General features: G+C 60.7%; 19 protein-coding genes. 7 read left to right on the top strand and 12 right to left on the bottom strand.

The window, feature by feature from the left end; all coding sequences use genetic code 11:
* Positions 1–30: 30 nt before the first annotated feature.
* A complete protein-coding gene (locus tag D3P04_RS15175) occupies positions 31–924 on the bottom strand; it encodes an SIMPL domain-containing protein (RefSeq protein WP_119750361.1) in 894 nt (297 codons plus the stop codon).
* A gap of 191 nt (positions 925–1,115) precedes the next feature.
* Between D3P04_RS15175 and D3P04_RS15170 the strand changes: the two genes are divergently transcribed.
* The 6 genes from D3P04_RS15170 (at position 1,116) to D3P04_RS15145 (ending at position 10,884) form a co-directional block, all read left to right on the top strand.
* The gene (locus tag D3P04_RS15170; RefSeq protein WP_119750359.1) at positions 1,116–4,130 is read left to right on the top strand and encodes a hypothetical protein; all 3,015 of its coding nucleotides are present in this window, start codon (positions 1,116–1,118) and stop codon (positions 4,128–4,130) included.
* Complete coding sequence (locus tag D3P04_RS15165; protein WP_119750357.1) at positions 4,130–6,049, top strand: cation:proton antiporter domain-containing protein; 1,920 nt, start codon at positions 4,130–4,132, stop codon at positions 6,047–6,049. The genes D3P04_RS15170 and D3P04_RS15165 overlap by 1 nt, the downstream gene beginning before the upstream one ends.
* A gap of 92 nt (positions 6,050–6,141) precedes the next feature.
* Positions 6,142–7,977: a DNA mismatch repair endonuclease MutL gene (gene mutL / locus D3P04_RS15160; protein WP_119750355.1), complete on the top strand. Its 1,836-nt coding sequence runs from the start codon at positions 6,142–6,144 to the stop codon at positions 7,975–7,977.
* 182 nt (positions 7,978–8,159) lie between these two features.
* Entirely contained in the window at positions 8,160–8,804 is a 645-nt protein-coding gene (gene eda / locus D3P04_RS15155; RefSeq protein ID WP_119750353.1) for a bifunctional 4-hydroxy-2-oxoglutarate aldolase/2-dehydro-3-deoxy-phosphogluconate aldolase, read from the top strand.
* The gene (locus tag D3P04_RS15150) at positions 8,804–10,021 is read left to right on the top strand and encodes an MFS transporter (protein WP_119750351.1); all 1,218 of its coding nucleotides are present in this window, start codon (positions 8,804–8,806) and stop codon (positions 10,019–10,021) included. Before eda ends, D3P04_RS15150 begins: the two co-directional genes overlap by 1 nt.
* Positions 10,022–10,140: 119 nt before the next feature.
* A complete protein-coding gene (locus D3P04_RS15145; protein ID WP_119750349.1) occupies positions 10,141–10,884 on the top strand; it encodes a sulfite exporter TauE/SafE family protein in 744 nt (247 codons plus the stop codon).
* A 155-nt stretch (positions 10,885–11,039) separates the two neighbouring features.
* Here the strand turns inward: D3P04_RS15145 and D3P04_RS15140 are convergent, their stop codons facing one another.
* From D3P04_RS15140 to gmk, 9 genes are all read right to left on the bottom strand, one after another.
* A complete protein-coding gene (locus tag D3P04_RS15140; RefSeq protein ID WP_119750347.1) occupies positions 11,040–11,363 on the bottom strand; it encodes a 2Fe-2S iron-sulfur cluster-binding protein in 324 nt (107 codons plus the stop codon).
* A gap of 123 nt (positions 11,364–11,486) precedes the next feature.
* Positions 11,487–13,028 carry a DegQ family serine endoprotease gene (locus D3P04_RS15135; protein ID WP_119750345.1) on the bottom strand — a complete coding sequence of 514 codons (1,542 nt, stop codon included), beginning with the start codon at positions 13,026–13,028 and terminating at the stop codon, positions 11,487–11,489.
* Positions 13,029–13,202: 174 nt separating this feature from the next.
* On the bottom strand, positions 13,203–14,435 hold the full coding sequence (gene hflC, locus D3P04_RS15130; RefSeq protein WP_119750343.1) for a protease modulator HflC: 1,233 nt from the start codon (positions 14,433–14,435) through the stop codon (positions 13,203–13,205).
* A complete protein-coding gene (gene hflK, locus D3P04_RS15125; protein WP_119750342.1) occupies positions 14,435–15,658 on the bottom strand; it encodes an FtsH protease activity modulator HflK in 1,224 nt (407 codons plus the stop codon). The genes hflC and hflK overlap by 1 nt, the downstream gene beginning before the upstream one ends.
* Before the next feature lie 86 nt (positions 15,659–15,744).
* The gene (gorA, locus tag D3P04_RS15120; RefSeq protein WP_119750550.1) at positions 15,745–17,118 is read right to left on the bottom strand and encodes a glutathione-disulfide reductase; all 1,374 of its coding nucleotides are present in this window, start codon (positions 17,116–17,118) and stop codon (positions 15,745–15,747) included.
* Positions 17,119–17,120: 2 nt separating this feature from the next.
* Positions 17,121–17,843, bottom strand: coding sequence for a ribose-5-phosphate isomerase RpiA (gene rpiA / locus D3P04_RS15115; protein ID WP_119750340.1), 723 nt, complete (start codon positions 17,841–17,843; stop codon positions 17,121–17,123).
* A 79-nt stretch (positions 17,844–17,922) separates the two neighbouring features.
* Entirely contained in the window at positions 17,923–19,032 is a 1,110-nt protein-coding gene (locus D3P04_RS15110; RefSeq protein ID WP_119750339.1) for a sensor histidine kinase, read from the bottom strand.
* Complete coding sequence (locus tag D3P04_RS15105) at positions 19,029–19,550, bottom strand: gamma carbonic anhydrase family protein (RefSeq protein WP_119750337.1); 522 nt, start codon at positions 19,548–19,550, stop codon at positions 19,029–19,031. The genes D3P04_RS15110 and D3P04_RS15105 overlap by 4 nt, the downstream gene beginning before the upstream one ends.
* The gene (gmk, locus tag D3P04_RS15100) at positions 19,547–20,179 is read right to left on the bottom strand and encodes a guanylate kinase (protein WP_119750336.1); all 633 of its coding nucleotides are present in this window, start codon (positions 20,177–20,179) and stop codon (positions 19,547–19,549) included. Before gmk ends, D3P04_RS15105 begins: the two co-directional genes overlap by 4 nt.
* Before the next feature lie 268 nt (positions 20,180–20,447).
* Between gmk and D3P04_RS15095 the strand changes: the two genes are divergently transcribed.
* Positions 20,448–21,086 (top strand): PAS domain-containing protein, encoded by a 639-nt coding sequence (locus D3P04_RS15095; protein ID WP_119750334.1) that lies wholly within the window; start codon positions 20,448–20,450, stop codon positions 21,084–21,086.
* A 4-nt stretch (positions 21,087–21,090) separates the two neighbouring features.
* On the opposite strand, the gene D3P04_RS15090 is transcribed toward D3P04_RS15095, so the two are convergent.
* Both D3P04_RS15090 and rnd read right to left on the bottom strand, forming a co-directional pair.
* Positions 21,091–22,068 (bottom strand): GNAT family N-acetyltransferase, encoded by a 978-nt coding sequence (locus tag D3P04_RS15090; protein WP_182912890.1) that lies wholly within the window; start codon positions 22,066–22,068, stop codon positions 21,091–21,093.
* Between the two features lie 4 nt (positions 22,069–22,072).
* On the bottom strand, positions 22,073–23,242 hold the full coding sequence (gene rnd / locus D3P04_RS15085) for a ribonuclease D (RefSeq protein ID WP_119750548.1): 1,170 nt from the start codon (positions 23,240–23,242) through the stop codon (positions 22,073–22,075).
* Between the last annotated feature and the right edge of the window lie 110 nt (positions 23,243–23,352).

Genomic DNA, 23,352 nt, shown 5'->3' with positions numbered 1-23,352 from the left:
TTTATTAGCTAATCAACCTGAAGATCGGGCTCAGTTCGTTTCCGGTGATTCGGACGATGTATCGTCCGGCACGTCGCTTTCCAGAGCCTCTTCACCGGCCTGATCCGGCTTGTCGGCGGAGCCCGGGACGCAATCCTTGGACCCCTTGTCACCGATCAGGGCATATTCGACCTGCACCTGCGCGGAAAGCGAAAGCTCCCCGGCCTCGATCGGTGTCGCCGCGCCTTTCGCAGCCTCGGCCCGCATCATCATCGGCTCGGGTCCCCCGACAGCCGGCATATCCCGCAGCGCAATCACCGGACCAAGACGCATCCCCGCCGCTTCCGCCATGACATCCGCCTTGCGGCGCGCGTCCTCGACAGCGGATCGAAGCGCTTCGTCGCCGGTTTCTTCCGCGTCGTCGCGCTGGAAGTTGATTCCCTGGATCTGGTTGGCGCCCGCCGCCACGATGGAATCCAGAACCTCGCCCAGCATGGAAACATCCGTAACCCGGATCGTCACCATGTTCGAGGCCTCGTAACCGTTGATTGTCGGAGCGCCATTCTCGGGATATTCCATCCGCGGATTCAGCTGAAGTCCGGACGTCTGAATATTCGCGGCCTCGATTCCTGCATCTTTCAATGCATCGATCACAGCACCCTGCTGTTCGGAATTTTTCTGCATCGCCTCGGCGGCGCTTTCAGCCTGCGAGGTGACGCCAAGCTGAATCTCCGCCAGATCGGGCGCAACCCGTGCCTCACCCTGCCCCGACACGACCAGCCGGGACATTTTTTTCCCGTGATGCATGCAGGCGTGCGGGCCGCCTTTCATGTTCTTGCCGGGGTCGTTACGCGGCGATGCAAGCGCCGGGGCGGCAATCACCAGCGCGATGCCTGTGGTCAATGCCAGTAATGTCCGGCCTGAGCCGCGAAAATACTGTGTCATCCGATTTTCCTTTTCTTCTGATGCACGATATCCGGGTAACGCATCTGTCGCTGCCGGGTCCAACGAAAAGCGTTCACAGATCCGCCAGTTCCGCTTCCCTCATACTACAAATTGGGGTAGATATGGGAATGTGACACCAGATCGCGGCAAAACTGCGGCATATAAAGATAATCGAGCAACGAAAAAATACTATGAACAAACACGCCGTTCCCATGTTCGCAATGAGTTTCACCCAGGAGGCGGTCTTTCTGGAACGACGAGAGGGGCAGGATTGGCAACCGCTGGGTCAGGCCGAATTCGCCCGTGGAAATATCGCGGGTCAACTTGGAGCCTTGCGCAGCGATTTGGCGCAGGATTCCTCCGAGCCGGATACGGTTCTGGTGATCCCGGACGATCAGATCCTGTACACGACGATGACGACCTCTCCCGGTTCGGACATCCCGGCGACCATCGCGCGCGCGCTTGAAGGGATGACCCCCTACAAAGCCGATGATCTGGCCTTCGACTGGTGTCCGGATGCGGATGGCAGAATCGACAGTCTGCGCGTGGCCGCGGTAGCGCGGAAAACGCTGCAAGAGGCCGAAGAATTCGCAAGGCTTCAGGGCTTTCGTCCATCCGGTTTCGTCGCCCGCCCGGGCGATGACCGTTTTGAAGGTGATCCCGATTTCGGCGTCTCGGAACTTGCACGGCAGGAACATGACGCAATTCCGTTCAGCAAACCCGAACTTCGGAATTCAGGAATAACCTCTGACCGGATCGCAATCGCAGAGCCGGAAGAAACCCATCCCGTCATATCGGCGATCATACCGCATTACGCTTTTCCCGTATCGGCTCCGGTTCCGGCGGCCGAGCCGATTCCCGTACCGATATCCGCTTCGCCGGACGAGATCGAGGCCGAGGAACCATCGGCCGTCCCGGAGCCCGCCCAGCCTGCGCCGAAGAAGGATCCGCCGCGCGTGGCGGCACCGGTCGTCATCCGGCATGGCGAAGGCCATGAAACGCCGCTTGCCGCAGGACTTTCGCCGCGTGCGCAGGCCTTCCACGAAAAAGCCGCCGAAGCTCGCAGCAGCAGAGCGAAGCCGGAGCCCGAAGCCGCTGGAAAAGCGATTGCGTTATTGACGCGACTACAGCGCGCCGCCCCCGGCAATCTGGCGATCATGTGCGGGTTTCTGTTCGTCCTTCTTGTCGCCGCATTGTTGATTTTCGGTGGCAACAGCCCCGAGCCGGATGAAGTTGCCGGAACGCCGTCACAAACGGATCCGGCACAAACGGATCCGGCACAGGCGGATCCCGCATTGGCAGGATCCGACGAACCGACGGCACAGACGGCGACGAATAGCGGTGAAACCGATCCGGGCGCAGATGAACCCGGATTGAATGGTTCTGCGCAGCAGGACCTTGCCGGCCAGAATACCGTCGATTCAGGCGAAGATATTCCAATTCAGGAAATCACCCCTGCCGATACCGCCCTGTCCGATTCAGAGACTGCGCCAGAATCTGCGGATCCAGCTGCGACCTCCGACGATCCGCTGACCGCTGCGCTTGCAGAAGCGATGCAGGGTACCCCGGCTGCGGAATCGCTTACTTCCGGAGCCGATGCCGAGACGCCGGAAACGCCATCTTCCGATCCCTCGAACTCTCGGGTTCTTCAGGGTGAGGCGGCACAGATTGCAGCGGGACAGGCCGTCGACCGTGCGGTCTCGCCTTCGGCATCGGCGTCAACGGAACCAGCCAATCAACCGCAACCGTCAGAGCAGGAAGCGGCAACCACTCAGGCACAGCAACAGCGGCTTGAACGCTCTGTCCGCCCGCCGCGTGTCTCGCCTCAACAGACGTCCCAGCCTGCCACCAGCGATACACGCCCATCGGTTCCCGCGGATCCGCAACCCTATGAGCAGCGGTCCGAACCAGAACCCGTCCGCGTATCCGGGCAACGCCCTCCCAACCGTCCGGCCGCCGCCGCGCCTGCTCCGGCCCAACCCGAGGCAGCACCCGCAGCCACAACAGCGCCGGCCGAATCCGAGGCGGCGCCCGCTGCCAATGCACAACCGGCTGCGAATACGGCTACCGGAAACTCGTCGCGCCCGCCATCCCGACCGGCGGATCTGACATTCCTGGAAGAGGGCAGCAGCTCCGAAGAAGGGACGCCTACAAGACTGACCAGATCCGAACGTCTGTTTCTTGAACAGCTTCTCCGCGATCTGAGAACCGCGCAAGCCGGTGCGCCAGCACTGTCCGAGGCCGAGCATGGGGCGGTCATACAGTTGGCGCAGGCACGGCCGCAGCGCAGACCCGTCGAAATCTCCGGCCCGTCACAGGATGCAGTCCGCGCCGCGGTCGAAGAGGCGATAAGCAGTTCCGAGCGCCCGGTTTCACGTTCGGATACCGCGGGCAGCCCGGATGTAGCGAGCGCAGGCAATGCAAGCGACAGCCCTCCTTCACGGGTGGCCACGGCCAGTCTTGGCAGTTCAGGCAGGCCGATGGCCCGTCCGGAGGCGCTCAGGGCGCAGAACGGCAATGATCCGGGATCCGGCGATCCAAGCCTGGCGCGCGATGCCGTCGAAGACGCCATCGCCGCAGCCGTCCAGAACAGCACAGCATCACCGGGCGCCGTCGCTTTGACGGCGCTCACTTCGTCTGAGATCCCGCCACGCCGGAATGACGATGCCGCACCGGCGGGGGCATCGGATGCAGCGCCGGCCGATGCAGGGCAAGAGGCGGCAATTGCCGAACAGCGCAGGCGCGACGAGGAATTGCAGGCCCAGGCCGAAGCGCGTGCCCGCGAAAGAGCCGCAGCCGATGCCCAGGCCGAAGCGCAGGCCCGCGCCGCCGCCGAAGCCCGTGCCCGCGCACAGGCCGAGGCCGAGGCACGGGCCGCCGCCGCGCGCAATCAGCGTTACGTTCCGCCCGAAGCCGAAAATGAACCCGAGGTCGCTCAACCCAGATCGGGTGGCAAAACCGCCGCTTCCGTCGCGGCTGCCGCAACGACGAAAGGGGGCATCCAGATCAATCGGACCCAGATCATCGGGACGGTCGGCGCAGGCAAGGCAAGCCGCGCATTGGTGCGGCTGTCCAACGGCAAGGTCATCACGCTTCGTCTGGGCGACAAGATCAACGGAGGTCAGATCGTCGAAATCGGTGATAGCCGTATCACCTATGTCGAAGGAGGACGATCCAAGCAACTTTCGGTGCTGGGCGGGCAGTAATGGAAAACTTCCTGCTGCTGGCGACGGTCTACCTGACATTGATGATCGTCGCCGTACCGCTTGCGGTGCGGCTGGGTCTGGGATCGGTTCTGGGATATCTCACCTGCGGAATCCTTCTTGGCCCGCTTGTGAACCTGACCGGCTCGGATCTGGATGCCCTGCAGCATTTCGCGGAGCTCGGCGTTGCCCTGATGCTGTTTCTTATAGGGCTGGAACTGGAGCCTCGCAGCCTGTGGAACATGCGCCGCAAACTGGTTGGGTTTGGCGCGGCGCAGATCGTGGGAACAACCCTGCTTCTGGCCGTGATCGCGATTCTGTTCGGACTCAGTTGGCAGGCCGCTCTGGTCGTCGGTATGATCCTGTCGCTAAGTTCGACGGCTATCGTGCTTCAAACGCTGACCGAAAAGGGCCTGATGCGGACCAATGGCGGGCGTTCGGCGTTTTCCGTACTTCTGACCCAGGACATCGCGGTCATTCTGATGATCGCCCTGATGCCTCTTCTTGCGCCCTTCCCGCATCGAAACGGAGCCAGCCTGCACGGCGATGAGTATATCGGCGAAGTCTTCATGGCAAACCTGCCGGGCTGGGCCGGAACCCTGATCACGCTTGCGGCGGTCGGGAGTGTCATCCTTCTGGGCCAATTTGCAATCAGGCCGATCTTCCGCTTTGTCATTTCCGCGCGGCTGCGCGAGATGGAAACCGCCATGGCGCTGCTGATCGTCGTGGGGATCGCCTCGCTGATGATCCTTGTCGGTCTGTCTCCGGCACTGGGCACCTTTCTTGCCGGCGTCATGCTGGCGGGATCGGAATTCCGACATGAACTCGAATCGCAGATCGAACCGTTCAAGGGACTGCTTCTCGGCCTGTTCTTCATTACGGTCGGAGCGGGCATGGATCTGCAGCTGCTGCTTGAAAAGCCGGTTCCGATCCTGGGCATCACCGCGGCGCTTATCGGAACCAAGGCACTGGTCGTCGGGATCATCGCCCGCATGACGAAAATGGGCCGCACAGATCGCTCTCTTTTTACCCTGTCGCTCGCACAGGCCGGGGAATTCGGTTTCGTGCTGATCGCTTATGCCGTCTCGCTCGCGATTTTGCCAAAATCGCTTGCCGAGGGCTTTCTGCTTGTCATTGCCCTGTCAATGCTTGTCACGCCGCTGCTGTTCATCGTTCACGGCCAGATCAGACGCAGGCTGGATGAGAAGACCGGCAGCGATATCCCCAGCGACGATATCGATGAACAGCAGCTGATCATCATCGCCGGAGTTGGCCGCTTCGGTCAGACCGTCAACCGGCTGGTAACGATGTCGGGGTTCCAGACGACCGTTCTTGACCATGATCTCAAGGTGATTCAGGTGATGCGCCGCTTTGGCTTCAAGGGTTATTTCGGTGATCCGACACGCCCCGAGATACTTGCGGCCGCCGGGCTGGACACGGCCGGCATTCTGGTCGCGGCGCTTGACGATCCTGCGGCCAATCTGAAGCTGATCACCTATGCGCGGGAACGCAGGCCCGATCTGCATATCATCTCCCGCGCACGGGACCGGGTCGATGTCTACCGGCTATACGCGGCCGGTGCGAATGATATCGTCCGCGAGCTGTTCGACAGTTCCCTGCGCGCCGGCCGCTATGTGCTTGAGAATGCCGGTTTGTCCGAATACGAGGCCGCCGAGCTGGAGAAAATCTTTTACCGGCTGGACCGCGCGGCGCTGCGCGATCTGGCGGAGTTGTGGAAGCCAAATGTTCCGCTTGAACAGAATACGGAATATGTGAAGCGCAGCCGGGAATTGAACAAGACATTGGAATCCGCACTGATCAATCGCTTTGCCGCTCCTACCGATGAATTTCCATCCGACGGGAAGGACGAAGCAAAGCAACCGGAAACACCGTCGGAAGACACGCGATCTGGTGTCGAGTGACGACGGATCTGCTCCCACACCGGCAATTGGCATTTCCGCAGCTTATATAGAAACGCTGGAAGATTTGCCTGAAAATTGCTAAATATGGCGGTATGAATAATCACAACCCCAATATTCGCCCCATCATTCGTCAACTTGACGAAGCAACGGCAAATCGCATCGCTGCGGGCGAAGTGGTCGAACGGCCCGCCTCTGCGGTCAAGGAACTGATCGAAAATGCATTGGATGCGGGGGCGACCCGGATTGATATCGCGATCGGAGATGGCGGCAAAAGCCTGATCCGGGTCAGCGATGATGGCTGCGGAATGACGGCAGAGGATCTTCCGCTTGCTCTGTCGCGCCACGCGACAAGCAAGATCGACGGCGGCGATCTTCTGGCGATCAACAGCTTTGGGTTTCGCGGCGAAGCACTGCCGTCACTTGGCGCGGTCGGACGTCTGACGATCACCTCGCGCGTGGCGGGAGGTGACGGCGCCGAGATTTCGGTTGCGGGTGGCCGGATGACGGCGGTTCGCCCGGCCGCAGGTAACCCCGGCACGATCGTCGAATTGCGCGACCTGTTCTTTGCCACTCCTGCCCGGCTGAAATTCATGCGCAGCGAACGGACCGAGGCACAGGCCGTCGCCGATACCGTGCGCCGGCTTGCCATGGCCGAACCCTATGTCGGATTCACCCTGAGCTCTGACGGCAGGGAAATTTTCCGGGCGGATGCCGAACAGGGAGAATTGTTCGGCGCATTGCAAACCCGCCTTGCCCGTATCATGGGCCGCGACTTTATAGATAACGCGATCCCCCTTGATGCCGAGCGGGACGGACTGACCCTGACCGGCTTCGCAGCTTTGCCGACCTATTCGCGCGGCGCGGCGGTTGCCCAGCATATCTATGTCAATGGCCGTCCGGTCCGGGACAAGCTTCTGACGGGGGCATTGCGGGCGGGATATATGGATGTCATGACCGCGGGCCGGTATCCGGCGGCCGTGCTGTATCTGACCTGCGATCCGCAGCTTGTCGATGTGAATGTGCATCCCGCCAAGGCCGAGGTCCGGTTTCGCGACCCCTCCGCCGCGCGTGGGCTGGTGGTCAGTGCCTTGCGCCATTGTCTGGCGAATGCCGGTCATCGCGCCTCGTCCACGGTCGGCGATGCGACATTGGCTTCCTTCCGACCGGAACCTGCCGGCGGGCTGAATGCCCCTCCGCCGCGGAACTACCAGATGGACTACCGCCCCTCGGGCGGCGCAATCCGGGCAAGCCTCGATCTTCAGGCCCCGGCTCCCACACAGCAGGCAGGATTTGGCGAAGCTCCTTCGGCCCGGTTCGAACATGTTGCGGATATCGGCACAACCGAATCCCCTCTTGGGGCCGCGCGCGCACAGATTCACGAGAATTACATCATTGCACAGACCGAGGATGGGCTGGTCATTGTCGATCAGCATGCCGCGCATGAGCGACTGGTCTATGAACGTCTCAAGGCACAGGCCGAAACGAATGGCATCGCCTCGCAGGCGCTGCTGATCCCCGAGATCGTGGAGCTGTCCGAATCCGATGCCAATCGTGTCATGTCGATAGCGGCTGAATTGGCCGAACTCGGCCTTGTGGTCGAGGAATTCGGCGGCGGTGCCATTGCCGTGCGCGAAGCTCCGGCAATGCTGTCCAAACTGAACGCGCAGGCTCTGATCCGAGACATTCTTGACGATCTCGCTGATCAGGGCGCGTCCGACCGGCTTCGCGCGCGGATCGATGCGGTTCTGTCCTCCATGGCCTGTCACGGCTCTGTCCGGTCGGGACGCCGCATGACCGCGGATGAGATGAATGCGCTGTTGCGCGAAATGGAGATCACGCCGAAATCCGGACAATGCAATCACGGCCGCCCGACATGGGTCAAATTGCGCCTGAGCGATATCGAGCGGTTATTCGGACGCAGGGACTGACTTTCCGTCCCGGCATTTCACGCCGCAATCACGGAAGAACGGCCGGTCCGATGCCTGCTTATCCCGCAGTGATCAGGACCGAGAGCTGCCGCCGGGTTTCACCGGAGTATTTTGGCAACCATCTTGCATCGGCATGATATTGCGGTCAGTCTGCGGGCAATCATCACCACCAAGGCACCGATATGACCCCTGACATCCAGTCCCAGAAAACCCGCGCATTGTGCCAGCTTGCCCCGGTCATCCCCGTCATCGTGATCAAGGATGCCTCGAAAGCGGCGGATCTGGCCCGCGCCCTGATCAGCGGCGGGTTGCCTGTGCTTGAGGTGACATTGCGTTCGGATGCCGCGCTGGATGCGATACGGGAAATGTCGGCCATCGACGGTGGTCATGTCGGCGCGGGTACCGTGCTGACCCCGGATGACGCCAAGCGCGCAAAGGATGCAGGCGCGGAATTCGCGGTTTCTCCGGGGGCGACGGGAAAGCTTATTCTTGCCTGCGCAGAACTGGAACTGCCGCTTCTGCCCGGCGCGGTGACCGCATCCGAGGTCATGCGCGCCGCCGATGCCGGTTTCGACATGCTGAAATTCTTCCCTGCCGAGGCCGCGGGCGGCGCGCCCGCTCTGAAATCCCTGGCCGGACCATTGCCAAATATCAGTTTCTGCCCCACTGGCGGCGTTTCGCCCAGCAACGCAAATAATTATCTCAGCCTGCCCAATGTGATCTGCGTCGGCGGGAGCTGGATCGTCAGCGATGCGGATATGGCGGCGGGTAACTGGCAGGCCATCACGGATCGCGCAAGATTGGCCGCGGATTTACCGCGCAGTTGATGACCCAGCCTCGGGACATGAAGCGTGCCTGGCGCAATGTGACCGTTCTGGTGGCTGCGCAGGCGCTGCTGGGTGCACAGATGCCGGTGCATTTCATCTTTGGCGGCCTGGCGGGGCAAAGCCTTGCGCCGAACGCCTGTCTGGCGACTCTGCCCCTGTCGATGATCATTCTCGGTTCGGCCACATCGGCACGGCCGCTGGCCCGTTTCATGCAAAGGCACGGGCGGCGCAGCGGGTTTCAGCTGTCCGTATTCGCAGGCGCCATCGGGGCTGCCATCTCGGCTCTTGCGCTTTGGTACGGGAGCTTTTGGCTGCTTATGCTGGGCGGCCTGATGACCGGTATCTACATGTCGGCTCAGGGCTTCTATCGCTTCGCCGTCACAGATACCGCACCGCCCGATTTCGAGGCGCGCGCGATCAGTTGGGTCATGGCGGGCGGATTGGCCGCGGCCATTATCGGCCCCGCTATCGCAAGCTTTACGGGCAATATCGGAGACATCCCGTTTCTGGGCGCCTATGTCGCGGTCATCGTAATCAACCTGCTTGGGTTTGTCCTGTTCCGGTTTCTGGACATCCCCAAACCCCCGCCTCCGCAACAGGGAGAGGATCCGGGACGCCCGATTTCCGAAATTTTACGCGAGCCAGTCATCATTGTGGCGATGATCTGCGCAATGGTCTCTTATGCCCTGATGAATCTGGTGATGACCTCGGCGCCGCTGGCGGTTGTCGGCTGCGGTTTCGAGCCAAGGAACGCCGCCTCTATCGTCAGTGCCCATGTTCTTGCCATGTATGCGCCCAGCTTCGTCACCGGGCATCTGATCAACCGTTTCGGCGTCACCCGGATTGTCGCCCTTGGGCTGCTATTGCTGGCCTGCGCCGGCGGGGTCGCCCTGACCGGCGTGGAACTGACGAATTTCTTCGCCACGCTGATCCTGCTGGGAATAGGCTGGAATTTCGGTTTCATCGGCGCCACCGCAATGCTGACCCGCGCACATAGCCCGGCCGAGCGTGGCCGCGTTCAGGGGATGAACGATCTGATCGTGTTCACGGGGGTCTTTCTGGCATCCCTGTCCTCGGGTGGATTGATGAACTGCCTTGGCGGCTCGCCGCAGGCGGGCTGGAGCGCGGTAAATCTGGCCATGCTGCCGTTTCTGGCGCTTGCCGGATTGGCATTGTTATGGCTGTTCAGGCGCGACAGGGCCATGGCGCGGCAATAGATCGTTTCGAACTTGACAGTGCAACGCTACAGTCCGGCGACCTCTCCCCACCTCGGATCCTGGTTCCGATACTCTCACAAGGCATAAGCTGGGTTTTAAGCAGGCTGAGGACTGACAGATTGGACATCGATACGACCCTGCTTGCAATCTTCTTCCTTGTCATCGCCCTGATCTATGCGGCGGTTGGGCAGGCCGGGGCATCAGGTTACATCGCCGCCATGGGTCTGGCAGGTTTTACACCCCTTGCGATGAAGACGACGGCGCTTTCCCTTAACATTTTGGTCGCAGCCATTGGAACTGTCCTGTTCCTACGGAGCGGACGTCTTTCTTGGCGGAATGTCTGGCCTTTCGCTCTTTTGGGCTTCCCTTTCTCGATGCTTGGCGGAGCGGTCCAATTACCGAAAAGCATGTATTTTCCGCTTGTCGGGATCGTGCTGATCCTTTCCGCGCTTCAGATGGCGCGCACGGCGTTTCGCAACAACTCGTCATCGCCCGAAACAACAGTCACTCCGCCTTTCGGAGCGGCCTTGGCAACAGGGGCAATCATCGGCTTTGTATCCGGCACGACCGGGACGGGCGGCGGCGTGTTTCTCGCCCCGATCATCCTGAGCATGAACTGGGGTACCGCACGGCAGACGGCCGCCACGACGGCAGTCTACAATCTGATGAACTCGGCCGCGGCACTGGCCGGCGCCTATGCGGCATGGGATCATATCCCGGCCGCTTTGCCCATCTGGCTTGTCGCTGTTGCCGCCGGGGGTTCGATCGGCGCCTATATCGGCAGCCGGTTCCTGTCTGACCGCTGGCTGCGCGGAATCCTTGCGCTCCTGCTGATGGCTTCGGGCATCAAGCTCGTCTGGTAGGGACCATTCTGCCCTACTCCGGCACCCTGGGCGTACCGCTAATCATGCCCCGTATCTATCATTTGAGGGATCGGAATTCCGTGATTGCCCTCAAGGCAGACTCATCGTGCAATGGTCGGGCGCGGCATGATCAGCTTTTCAATAACCGAATCCGTTCAGATTTGCCGCTCGGGCATCTGCACGACAAGCCCGTCGAACTCATCCGTCACCTTCAACTGGCAGGTCAGCCGCGAGCGTTCAGGATCGGGTTCATAGGCGAAATCGAGCATATCCTCTTCCATCGGATCGCGCGGTGGCAGGCGGTCGATCCAATCCGGATCCACATAGACATGGCAGGTCGAGCAGGCACAGGCACCGCCGCAATCCGCATCGATTCCCGGAATGCCGTTATCCCGTGCCCCCTCCATCACGGTCATGCCGGGGGCGACGTCAACTTCATGGCGGGTTCCGTTATGTTCGATGTAGGTGATCTTGGCCATCTGCTCATTTCCTTTATCTGTCGCGGAGATAGGGCATCGGACTCGCAATGAAAAGGGGGCGGCACATTGTGGCCGCCCCTCTGACATCTTGTAGCCCTGTGGGACCGGCAACCGGCCTCTTGATTATTCGTCCACCGGAAGCGCCACGAAACGCGGCTCTCCTTCGCGGCGAATCAGAAGCAGAACGGATTTGCGGCCAGCCTCACGCGCCTCGTCGATCCGCGCTTGCAGATCAGCCACGGAGGCAACGGGTTGCTGGCCTGCGCCGGTAATGATGTCACCGGCACTGATGCCCTTGTCGGCAGCCGCACCTTCGGGATCCAGATCCTCGACAACCAGTCCCTGCATGCCGTTCGCCACCCCCAACTGCGATGCCATCTCGGGTGTCAGAACGCCAAGGGTCATGCCAAGCACCTGATTGCTGCTTTCCTCGGGGGCCGCGTTCCCGGCTTCGTTGGCGGCGGTGCCCTCGGCGATTTCCCGACGGCCCAGAGTCACTTCAAGCGTTATGGGCTCTCCGTCCCGCTGAACCAGGACTTCGACCGGTTCGCCGACCGGAGCGTCCGCGACACGCTGAACCAGTTCGCGGATATCATCGACCTTCTGGCCTCCGAATTCGGTGATGACGTCGCCCGCCAGCATTCCGGCCTCCAATGCCGGGCCTTCGGGCACGTCGGTGACCATTGCACCGCCGTCGCTGCTGAGTCCCATCGCCTCGGCCATGTCAGGCGTCACGTCCTGTATCTTGACGCCCAGCCAGCCCCGGCGGGTTTCGCCAAATTGCTGCAATTGCGAGACGACCTTCTCGACGACATTCGATGTCATCGAGAAACCGATGCCGATCGAGCCGCCATTGGGCGACAGGATTGCAGTATTCACGCCGATAACCTCGCCCTTCATGTTGAACAGCGGGCCGCCGGAGTTGCCGCGATTGATGGCAGCGTCAGTCTGAAGATAATCGTCATAGGTGCCCGAAAGCTCGCGGTTGCGGGCGGAAACGATGCCCGAACTTGCAGAGAAGCCCTGCCCCAGCGGGTTTCCCAGGGCCAGCACCCAGTCACCGACACGGGCAGAATCGGAATTGCCGAATTTCACGAACGGAATTGCGTCTTCGCTATCGACTTTCAGCAATGCGACATCGGTCTTGGGATCGGTACCGACGACTTTCGCGGGCAGGGTTTTTTCCGAATAGAATTCGATCTCGATTTCATCGGCGCCTTCGATCACGTGATTATTGGTGACGATATAGCCATCCGCCGAAATCACGAAACCCGAACCCAAGGCGTTCGAACGCTGAGGCACGTTCTGTCCCGGAGCACCCGGAAAGCCAAAATCCCTGAACAGATCCTCGAACGGACTTCCCTCGGGGAACATCGGCCCCTGCCCCTGTGTCGGCTGCGTCACGACCGAAGTCGTGGTGATGTTGACCACGGCAGGAGAGACCTGTTCGACCAGATCGGCAAAGCTTTCTGGCATGACGCCGGATTCGGATTGCGTATCCGAAGGCGCGCTTAGCGGCTCGTTATTATTCGCCGCTTCCTGTGCCTGTTGGCTGATTTCGGGCGATACATCCTTATCTGGTTGCTGTGCATAAGCAAAACCAAGCCCGACGCCCACAGCTAGTACCGAAGCGGTGAGAAGATGCCGAGGAGATAGCGGTTTCATGCTGAATGTCCTCATGTTGTCATTGAAAGTCGGCCGAACTATCGCAGCCGGGACAGGATTGAAATGAAACGGATTTCGTTTCTCGTTGCAAATAAATCACGCTCGCAATGAGTGAACTGATCGTGACTTTTGTTGCAAAGCGGGCGGAACCTGTTGGCCCCGCCCGCTTTGGTTTCAATTCTGTTCAGGCGTTTCAGCCGGTGCGGGTTCGGCGGGGGCCGGTTCCGCCGGAACGGGCTCCTCGGGCGTTTCCTGATCCGGCGCGGCCTCCGGTTGATCCATCGGCGCGGCTTCATCATCCGCATCGGTTTCAGGCGGAACCACAGCCGAGGGCTCTTCCGGCGGCGTGACCAGATTTTCCGGCACCGGAGTCAATTCGACGCCAGCCGATTCTCCCAGAGGACGGCCTTCGCGGTCTTTCACTTCCGGAGTCACCAGACCGCCTTCCTCTCCAGCTTCGGTCCGGTCTTCGATCTGCGACGCACGGGAACCGGGTGGAACCGGTTCAGAGGCAGGCCGCGCACGGTCAGAGCCGTCGTCAGACAGATACGAGAAGAATTCTCCATCCGGCTGGATGACCATCTGCGTATTTTCGCCTTTTAATGCGCCTTCATAAGAGGTCAGCGAACGGGTGAAATCAAAGAATTCGGGATCGCGACCGAACGCATCCGCATAGACGGCATTTCGCTTCGCATCTGCCTCACCCTTGATGATGCTTGCTCGCCTTTCCGCCTCGGAGATCAGTTCGACCACAGTACGATCGGCGGCTGCCTGAACGCGTTGCGCGGCCTCGTTACCCCGTGCGACTTCATCCGCGGCCTCCCGTTCACGTTCGGCCTTCATCCGGTCATACGTCGCCTGCAGGTTCTGCTCGGGCAGATCGGTCCGGGTCAAGCGAACATCGATGATCTCGACCCCCAGCCCTTCCGAATTCTTCCGTGCCTCATCCCGGATCTGGTTCATTAACGCTGTCCGGTCATCCGACAGCACATCGGTCGAAGGAACCGAACCCAGCACCTCGCGGATGGAGGCATTCACGATGGGTTCCAGCCGGCCCAGAGCCGTTTCGATACCCCCTGCGCCGACCGCCTGCCGGAACCGGACCGGCTCGGTGATCCGCCAGCGTGCAAAGGCATCGACGACAAGACGACGGTCATCCAGCGGGGTTACTTCCAGAGGTGACGTCGGCAGTCCAAGGATACGGTCATCATATTTCACGACATTGTCGATGAAGGGAAGCTTGACGCCCAGACCGGGCGTTTCCTGAACGCCAACCACGCGGCCGAACCGCAGGATCAGGGCCTTTTCCCGTTCATCCACGACGAACAGAGAGGACATGCCCACGACAATGATCGCGATAAATGCGGGCAGCGCCAGAGCCGAGAGGGGGAATCTGCGTGTAGCCATCAGTTCGACCCTCCGCTTGGGGTGGCGGGTTTGGCGTCGGTGCTTCCGCTGGAGCGACGCAACTGATCAAGCGGCAGATAGGGCACGACATCGGTGCCGTTCTGACCCAGTATCACCTTGTCCACCTGACTCAGGACATTCCTCATGGCATCCAGATACATCCGGCGGCGCGTCACCTCGGGTGCTTTCACATATTCCTCATAGATCGAGTTGAAACGGGCCGCTTCACCTTCCGCGGCATTGACCACCTGGGCGCGATAGCCTTCGGCTTCCTCAAGGATTTCGGCGGCCTTACCACGTGCAGCGGCCAATTCGCGGTTGGCATAGGCATCGGCTTGCTTTTCAAGCGTATCGCGTTGCTGCTGTGCGGCCTGCACCTTGCGGAAATCGTCGATAACCGCTTCCGGCGGATCGGCACGGTCAAGGTTTACGCGGACCACGTTGATGCCGGACTGATAAGCATCCAGAGTCCGCTGCACCGCATCGTCAAGGTCACTCGCGATTGCGCCACGATCCCGGTTGAGGATGGGGGCGAGTTCACTGCGTGCCACAATGTCACGCATCGCGGATTCGCCCACGGCACGCACGGTGTCCCGGGGATCGGCAAGATTGAACAGATATTTTTCGGGGTCGGAGATGTTCCAGACGATCTGATATTCCATATCCACGATATTCTGGTCGCGGGTCAGCATCAGCCCGCTGTCCATCGGCCCCGCACGTCCGGTACCGATTTCGGTCACCTGTTCGTCGGTGACGGTCAGGACTTCGGCGGTCACGATTGGCCAGGGCGCGAAGTTCAGACCTTCAGTGCCGACTGCAACCGCGCGGCCGAACAGGAATTCAACGCTGTTTTCGTTCGTTTCCACACGATAAAAGCTGACAAAACCCCAGGCGAAGATACCCACCAATGCGGCAATCGCCACCGTGGTCTTGTTGAAGCCCAAGCCAAAACCCGGCCCCGAGGGACCACCACCACCGCCGCCGCCGTTCCGACCGTTGCCACCGCCACGGCCGCCCATCAGCACGCGAAGACGCTCCTGCCCCTTTTTCATCAGCTCTTCGATTTCGGGCATCTGTTCGCCCTGCTGACCGGGACGCTTCTGCCCCCCTTCCGGAGGCCGCTGTTCACCCCAAGGCCGGTTCGACGGACGTTTATCGCGATCATTGCCGCCATCGTCTCCGCCGCCTTTGCCACCGCCGCCCCAGGGGCCCTGATTTGCCATATGCTTGACCTTCCTTCCGGTCTGTTTCACCTGTCGCAAACTGGGGTCAAAACCTCGAATGTTCAACCCTATGCACCGGTTTTTACCTATTCCGCAGGGTGCCGTCTCGTCACGCTGCGCATCGTCACAAGCTCCTCCGCAGCCGTCGGATGAACTGCCATCGCCGCATCGAAATCGGCCTTGGTCGCGCCCATGGTGACGGGGATTGCGGCAAGCTGGATCATCTCCCCGGCGTCAGGACCGAAGATGTGGCAGCCCAGCACCTTGTCGCTGTCCGGATCAACCAACAGTTTCATCATCATCCGGGCATCCGAGCCGGCGAACATCGAGCGCATGGGACGGAACACAGCCGCGTAGACATCGACCGGGCCACGTTCCGCCGCCTGCTCTTCCGTCAGACCGATAGTGCCTAACTCATGCGGCCGCAGATAGACGGCGCTGGCGACGAGATCATGATTTACCCGGCGCGGATTATCTCCGAATACCGTATCCACGAATGAATGTCCTTCACGGATCGCCACCGGCGTCAGATTCACGCGGTCGGTCACGTCACCCACGGCAAAGATCGAGGGAACGGAGGTCTGCGACCATTCATCCACCTCGATCGCGCCGCTCTTCGTCAGGCGGATTCCGGTATTCTCCAGCCCCAAATCCCACGTATAGGGCGCGCGCCCGGTCGCAAAGAAGACCGCGTCGAAATCATCCTTACTGCCATCGTCGAAACGGGCAGTGACACGATTACCGCTTTTTTCGAGCCCGGCAGGAGACAGGCCCAGCCGCAGATCGACGCCGATATCCCTTAGCTGCGCACTCGCCATATCGCGCGCTTCGCGGTCGAAGCCACGCAGGACCGCATCACCACGATAGGCCAGCACCGTATCGACACCAAGCCCGTTCAGGATCGTGGCGAATTCACAGGCGATGAAGCCACCGCCGATCAGCAAGGCACGTCCCGGCAACTGATCCAGCAGAAACAAATCATCCGAGATCAGCCCCAGCTCCGCCCCGGGGATATCCGGCTTGACCGGGCGGCCGCCTGTCGCGATCAGGATATGCTTGGCGGTCTTGCGGGTGCCGTCGGCCAGTTCCACGATATGGTGATCGGCAAATTTGGCCCGCTGATGAAACAGCTCCACGCCTGCCTTGACCTGTCCTGAGGTATAGGCCGCCTCCAGGCGGTTCAGCTCGGCATCAAGCTTGCCGTGAAAAACCTGCCAGTCGAACGCGCCGCGATCAGCCTCCTGCCAGCCATATCCCCGCATCTCCGCGGCTTTCTGTGTTGCCTCCGAAGCGAAGATCATCAGTTTCTTGGGCACACATCCCCGAATGACACAGGTGCCGCCCATGCGGCTTTCCTCGGCCAGACCGACCTTCGCGCCATGCTGTCCCGCCGCGATCCGCGCGGCGCGAACCCCGCCCGAGCCGCCACCGATCACGAACAGATCGAAATCGAAATTCATCATCATACCTCTTCGGCGCCACCGGCGCCCAGCGTGATCGTGCTGCCATCGGCCCGCCCGATGATCGCCATGTCGCAGATACCCAGAAACAACCCGTGCTCCACTACGCCCGGAATGGCCGCCAAGGCACGGGCCAGAGCCGGGGCATCGGGGATCACGTCAAGCGCCAGATCAAGGATATAATTCCCTTCGTCGGTCACGGCCAGATCACCGCCGCGACGGCGTGGCCGTACCGGCTTTCCACCCAGTCCCAAATCATCAAGCGCACGGCGCAGCAATTCCTGCGTTGCTTCAAAGCCAAAAGCCAGAACTTCGACCGGCAGGTGAAAAGCGCCAAGCTGCTGGACCACCTTACCCGGATCAGCAATCACCACCATCCGATCACTTGCCATCGCCACGATCTTCTCGCGCAGATGCGCACCGCCGCCACCCTTGATCAGATTCAGTTCGGAATCGACCTCGTCCGCGCCGTCGATGGTCAGGTCCAGCCAGCCGATCTGGTCCAACGTCTCGATCCGCAACCCAAGACTTTCCGCAAGTTCCGCCGTCGCTTTCGAGGTCGCGGCGCAACGCAGGCTCAGACCCTCCGCCTTTACCTTCGCGGCAAGTTCCCGGACCATGATGCTGGCGGTCGAGCCGGTGCCCAGCCCCAGCCGCATCCCGTCGCGGACCAGTTCGATTGCGGCCCTGGAAGCGGCCAGTTTTGCGGGGTCGATATCGGGCATCCGGTCTCTCCTGTCATCGCGTTAATGGCTGTATAGGCGATGCGCGGCGCAAGGGCGATACCCCGCGATGCCGCAACCGTCAGCCGCGCTGTAATGTCTCGGGAAGGATTACGGTGAAACTGCTGCCTTCGCCCTTTGTGCTGGTGATCCGCAGGCGGCCGCGATGCCGGTTCACGATATGCTTGACGATGGCCAGCCCCAATCCCGTGCCGCCCTGTGCCCGCGACCGATGCGTATCCACGCGATAAAACCGTTCGGTCAGGCGCGGCAGATGCATTTCATCGATACCTTCGCCGAAATCCCTGATCTCGACCGCCCAGCCGGGGCCGCGCAGAAGCGGCTCGTGGCGGATACGTTTCAATGTGACCCTGACGCGCTTGCCCGAAACGCCATATTTGATCGCATTCTCGATCAGGTTCTGGAACACCTGTACAAGCTGGTCGGGATCTCCGGGCAGGTGCAATTCCCTGTCCAGCCCTTCCGCCTCCAGCGTGACGCCGCTGTCCTCGGCGCTGTGATGCAGGGTCGCCAGCACCCCGCGCAGCAAACCCGGCAGATCGACCTTGGCCGAGGGTCTGCGGCGTTCCTCGGCCTGCACGCGACTGAGCGACAGCAGGTCATGAACAAGGCGGTTCATCCGGTTCGCCTCACGCTCCATGATATCCAGGAACCGGTCGCGCGCAGCGGCGTCATTGCGCGCGGGGCCGCGCAATGTCTCGATAAAGCCGATCATCGCCGTTAGCGGCGTGCGCAATTCGTGGCTGACATTGGCAACGAAATCACGGCGGGTCTGCTCGGCCTCCTCGGCAACGGAATTATCCATCACGGCGATGAGGGCTCCCTTGCCGATATTCGCGGGCAACGGCGAAACCGTGACCTCGGCGCCGATCTCCCGCCCATCCGCAACGATATTCGCCCGCAGCGTCGCAATCCCCTCGGGCGGTGTCGGCAAGGCCGGATCGGTCGGAGGCGCATCGCCCAGATCGGGTTGCAGCACCCATTCCACCGCCTGAACGACCGCCGGATGGCGAACGATGGTCACAAAGGGGCGATCGCCAAGGTCTTCGCCAAACAATGCCGCGGCCTGTCGGTTGGCGGCGATCAGCCGGGTCTGGCCATCCACGGCCATCATCGGAATGGGGATACCTTCCAGAAGCGCGGCAATCCGTCTGGCCAGATCGGTATTCATTCCACCCGCTTGAGCCCCGAACGGAACCGTGCTGCGTTCGCACGGTATCTTGCCGCCGTTTCGCGCAGCTCCTCCTGCGCGTTCTCATCCAGCATCCGCACCACTTTACCCGGCGCTCCCATCACCAGAGCTCCGGCGGGAATCTCTTTGCCCTCGGTAACCAGCGCCCCGGCGCCGATCAAGGCCCCGGGGCCGATCCGCGCGCCGTTCAGGATAACGGCGCCCATGCCGATCAATGCGCCATCGCCGATCCGGCATCCATGCAGGATCGCGCGGTGACCGATGGTGCAGTCTTTCCCGATCACTAACGGGAATCCCGGATCGGTATGGCAGACGCAAAGATCCTGTACATTGCTGCCCTGCCCCACCCTGATCTCTTCATTATCGCCGCGCAGGACCGCGCCCCACCAGACCGAAGCGCCGGCTTCCAGCACCACGCCTCCCATAAGTTGCGCATCGGGCGCGACCCAGCTTTCATCGGCCAGTTCAGGAATTCGCCCGTCAAGTTCCCAGATCATGCGCGCTTCTCCTCCATCAGGGTTTTCACGAATGTGCCCAGCCAGACCTGACGATCCCGGCGCAGACGTTCCGCGGTCAGGATATCCCGCAAGCTTGCCTCGGTCTCTTCCAGGTTTTCATTGACCAGAACATAATCATATTCGGCCCAATGGCTGATCTCGGCCCGGCTTTTCTCCATCCGTCCGGCGATCACGGTATCGCTGTCCTGACCTCGTGTACGCAACCGCCTTTCCAGTTCCGTCAGGGATGGCGGCAGAACGAAGATCGACACGACATGACTGCCAAGCGCGGAAGCCCGGATCTGCTGACCGCCCTGCCAGTCAACATCGAAAAGCGTGTCCTTGCCCTCGCGCATCGCGGTTTCGACCGGACCAAGGGGACTGCCGTAGAAATTGCCGAAAACCTCGGCATGTTCCAGCATCTGGCCCGAATCCACCATGGCGCGGAATCTGTCGGGAGACATGAAATGATAATGCTCGCCATCCACTTCCCCGGGCCGCGCAGGCCGCGTCGTCGCCGAAACGGAAAAGCTGAGCGAGGAATCCCATGCCATCAAACGGCGCGCCAGAGTCGATTTTCCCGCTCCGGAGGGTGATGACAGGATGATCAGCAACCCTGTTCGATTCATCGGCGAATATCCTTGCTGTCAGTCGATGGATGGCATGAACCAGCCTCGGCAGAGGGTCAACCCCGATTGTCCTTTAACCAGTTCTTAGGAAAGGACTCGGAGGGCAAGGCGCATTCACATATTCTGGGATCAGGTTCAGCTTTGCCGAAGAAATGCGATTTCGCCTTTACTGCCTTTTGCTGGCGGTAACGACCGGAACGGCGGACAGGGAGGCATAGCGGACAGAAAGACAAGTTTGTTATTGATGTTTTAACAAGGAAATGTCGTGATGGACGATTTCGACGCCAACCCCGACGAGACGACCCGCCGCATCACCCCGACCGGCAAGCTTCTGTATGTGGTCCCTATACGCGAAGATAGCGTTTCATCCGGCACTGCTCGTCTTGTTCAGGACATGCGTCATTACTGGCAGGGTCTGCGCCGAAACGCGTCAGTTCCATTTCGTGCACAGGTCACGCGCGAAGATATGGCCGGTATGCTTGACCATGCCTTTCTTGTCGAACGTCTCGCGCCTGGCATGGCACGTTTCCGCCTTGTCGGACAGCATCTGATGGATCTGATGGGGATGGAGCTGCGGGGCATGCCATTCTGCTCGCTGATGAACAGAGGTTCCCGCAAAACGATTTGCCATCTGACCGAAACCGTTTTCAGAGCACCGCAGATCGCGGAAATGCGGCTGATCTCACCCGCAACCCATAACTGCCCGGAAATTTCGGGGACATTGCTTCTATTGCCCCTGAAATCCGATCTTGACGATGTGTCGCGCGCGCTTGGCTGCCTGGTGACCAAAGGCGGGATCGGTTCGGCGCCGCGACGTTTCGATCTGCAGGGAACGAAACTCGATCCGATCATTCCCGGCGCGGAAATCCTGCAGCCCTGGGCGCTTACCGACCCGGTGTCAGGTTGAAGCGTCAGCCCTTATCCCGCCAGCGATAAATCCCGGCAGATGCAGGCATATCACGGCCAAGGGACGATATCATGATTTCGTCTTCCTGCTGAAATCCCAAATTCCGCAGAATGCGAGCTGAAGCCGGATTGTCCGAAAACACCTCGGCCCGCAATTCCCGCGGGGCAAAGCGCAGGATATATTCGTCCAGAAATGCCGTGACCGCCTCTTGTCCCAATCCCTGCCCGGCAAGTTCAGGGTCAAGGAAATAGGCGATCGAGGCCGGCTCTCCCGACAAAATCCCGACAGTACCGGCAACCCGATCCTTGTACCGGATGACCAGCCGCATTGGCGGGATCAACATCTCTTCCGTGAAGATCGCCGCCACCTCGTCCCGAGTCATATCCGGCGAAAAGCGCAGCAACATTCGCGCCACTTCGGATCTGGTTACAATCCGATGCAAAGCGGAAAGATCCTGATCGGTAAAGCCATCAATCCGCAGCCTCGACGTCGTCAGCGAAAATCCGTGAATCCTGGCAAACCCGGTTTTGGTAAGCTCCATTGAGGTTGCCGGCATCTCTCGCGCCAATGCATGAGACCACGCCGTAACCTGCCCCGCCGGACGAAATCCCAGACGATGCAGAAGACGTTCGGATTTCATATTTCCGTCCAGGTAAACGGCACCCATTTTCGTCGCGCCGGTCAGAAAATAACGGCTCACACCTAAAATGGCTGCCCGAAATGCGACTCCCTTGCCTTGAAATTCAGGCATAAGCCAGATACCGAAACTTTCAGCGGCCCGCAGCATGCCGATAAGCCTGTCATTGATGCGGATCGCATATTCATCCGGGCCCGCCTCGGCGACGAAACGGACCGCATCGTCGAAACCGTATGGCTGCGGAACGGATGTCAGCCAATTGCTGACCGTTCTGTCCTGCATCGCCCGGGCGATATCATCGCAATCCTCTGGATAAGGTCGGCCAAGTTCGATGCGATCCGGCATGATGTCAGGCTGCGGGAACAATGCAGACGGCGCCGTCGCGCGCAGAGAGGGCAATTTCCCCTCGGACAAGGCGCAACGCATCCTGTCCGAACATCTCTGCCCGCCATCCCTTCAATGCAGGCAGATCGCGCTCACCGGTGGCCAGCGAATCCAGATCGGCCGCCGACGCGATCAGTTTGGACGCAACGCCCAACTCATCCGCCTTCGCCTTCAGCAGAACCCGCAAAAGCTCGGACAGGGCGGGATTTCCCGGCTTGCCGGGTTCCTCGCGCTTTGGCTGCGGCAGGTCCCGCGCACCAAGGCCAGCCTTCACCGCGGAAAGAATTCCCTGAGCAATCTCGCCCTTCCGGGCCTCCCGCGGCAAAAGGCGCGACCGGTTCAGTTCGGCTTCCGTTTCCGGTTTGGTCGAGGCAAGCTCGATCATCGCGTCATCCTTGAAGACCCGCGAACGAGGAACATCCTTGCCCTGAGCATAGGCTTCGCGAAATCGGGCAAGCTCCCGAAGAATCGCCAGGAAGCGCGGGGAATTGCTGCGTGTGCGCACCTTCAGCCATGCCTCGTCCGGACGGGTCGTATAGGTTTCGGGATCTTCGAGAATCGCCATTTCCTCTTTCACCCAGCTTTCCCGGCCGCTTCGGGCCAGTTCAGCGAACAGGAATTCATAAATGGCGCGCAGATGGGTCACATCGGCCAAAGCGTAGGATTTCTGGGCATCCGACAGCGGCCTGCGCGACCAGTCGGTAAAGCGCGAGGATTTGTCCAGATTGGCCCGCACGATCTTGCGCACAAGCGTTTCATACCCGACCTGCTCGCCAAAGCCGCAAACCATCGCGGCGACCTGCGTATCGAAAAGCGGATCGGGGAACAGCCCGGCGTCATGATGGAAAATTTCCAGATCCTGCCGGGCGGCGTGAAAGACCTTGACTGTCTGCTTGTGACGAAACAGGTCGTAAAGCGGTTCAAGCGACAAGCCGTCGGCCAGCGGATCAACCAGAACGGCCTCTCCGCCGTTATCCTTTGCGGTAGAGGCGGGCGGGATGGCAAGCTGGATCAGACAGAGCTTCGACCAATAGGTCCGCTCTCGCAGAAATTCGGTGTCGATGGTGACATAAGGAGCGGATTTTGCGGCTTCGACAAAGCGGGCAAGATCCTCGGTTCGTGTAATCGTCGTGATTTCCTGGTGCATCTGGCACTTTCTTGCTTGGGCGGTTCGTCCGCCGGTTGCGGTGGCATACGCCCAAGCCGGAAGAAAGGAAAGTGCCAGATCGGAACATCTTGATGATC

Source organism: Paracoccus onubensis, from assembly GCF_003591515.1.
Lineage (GTDB): Bacteria > Pseudomonadota > Alphaproteobacteria > Rhodobacterales > Rhodobacteraceae > Paracoccus > Paracoccus onubensis.
The sequence above is the reverse complement of the archived record's forward strand: the minus strand, read 5'-3'. Positions and strand labels throughout refer to the sequence as shown.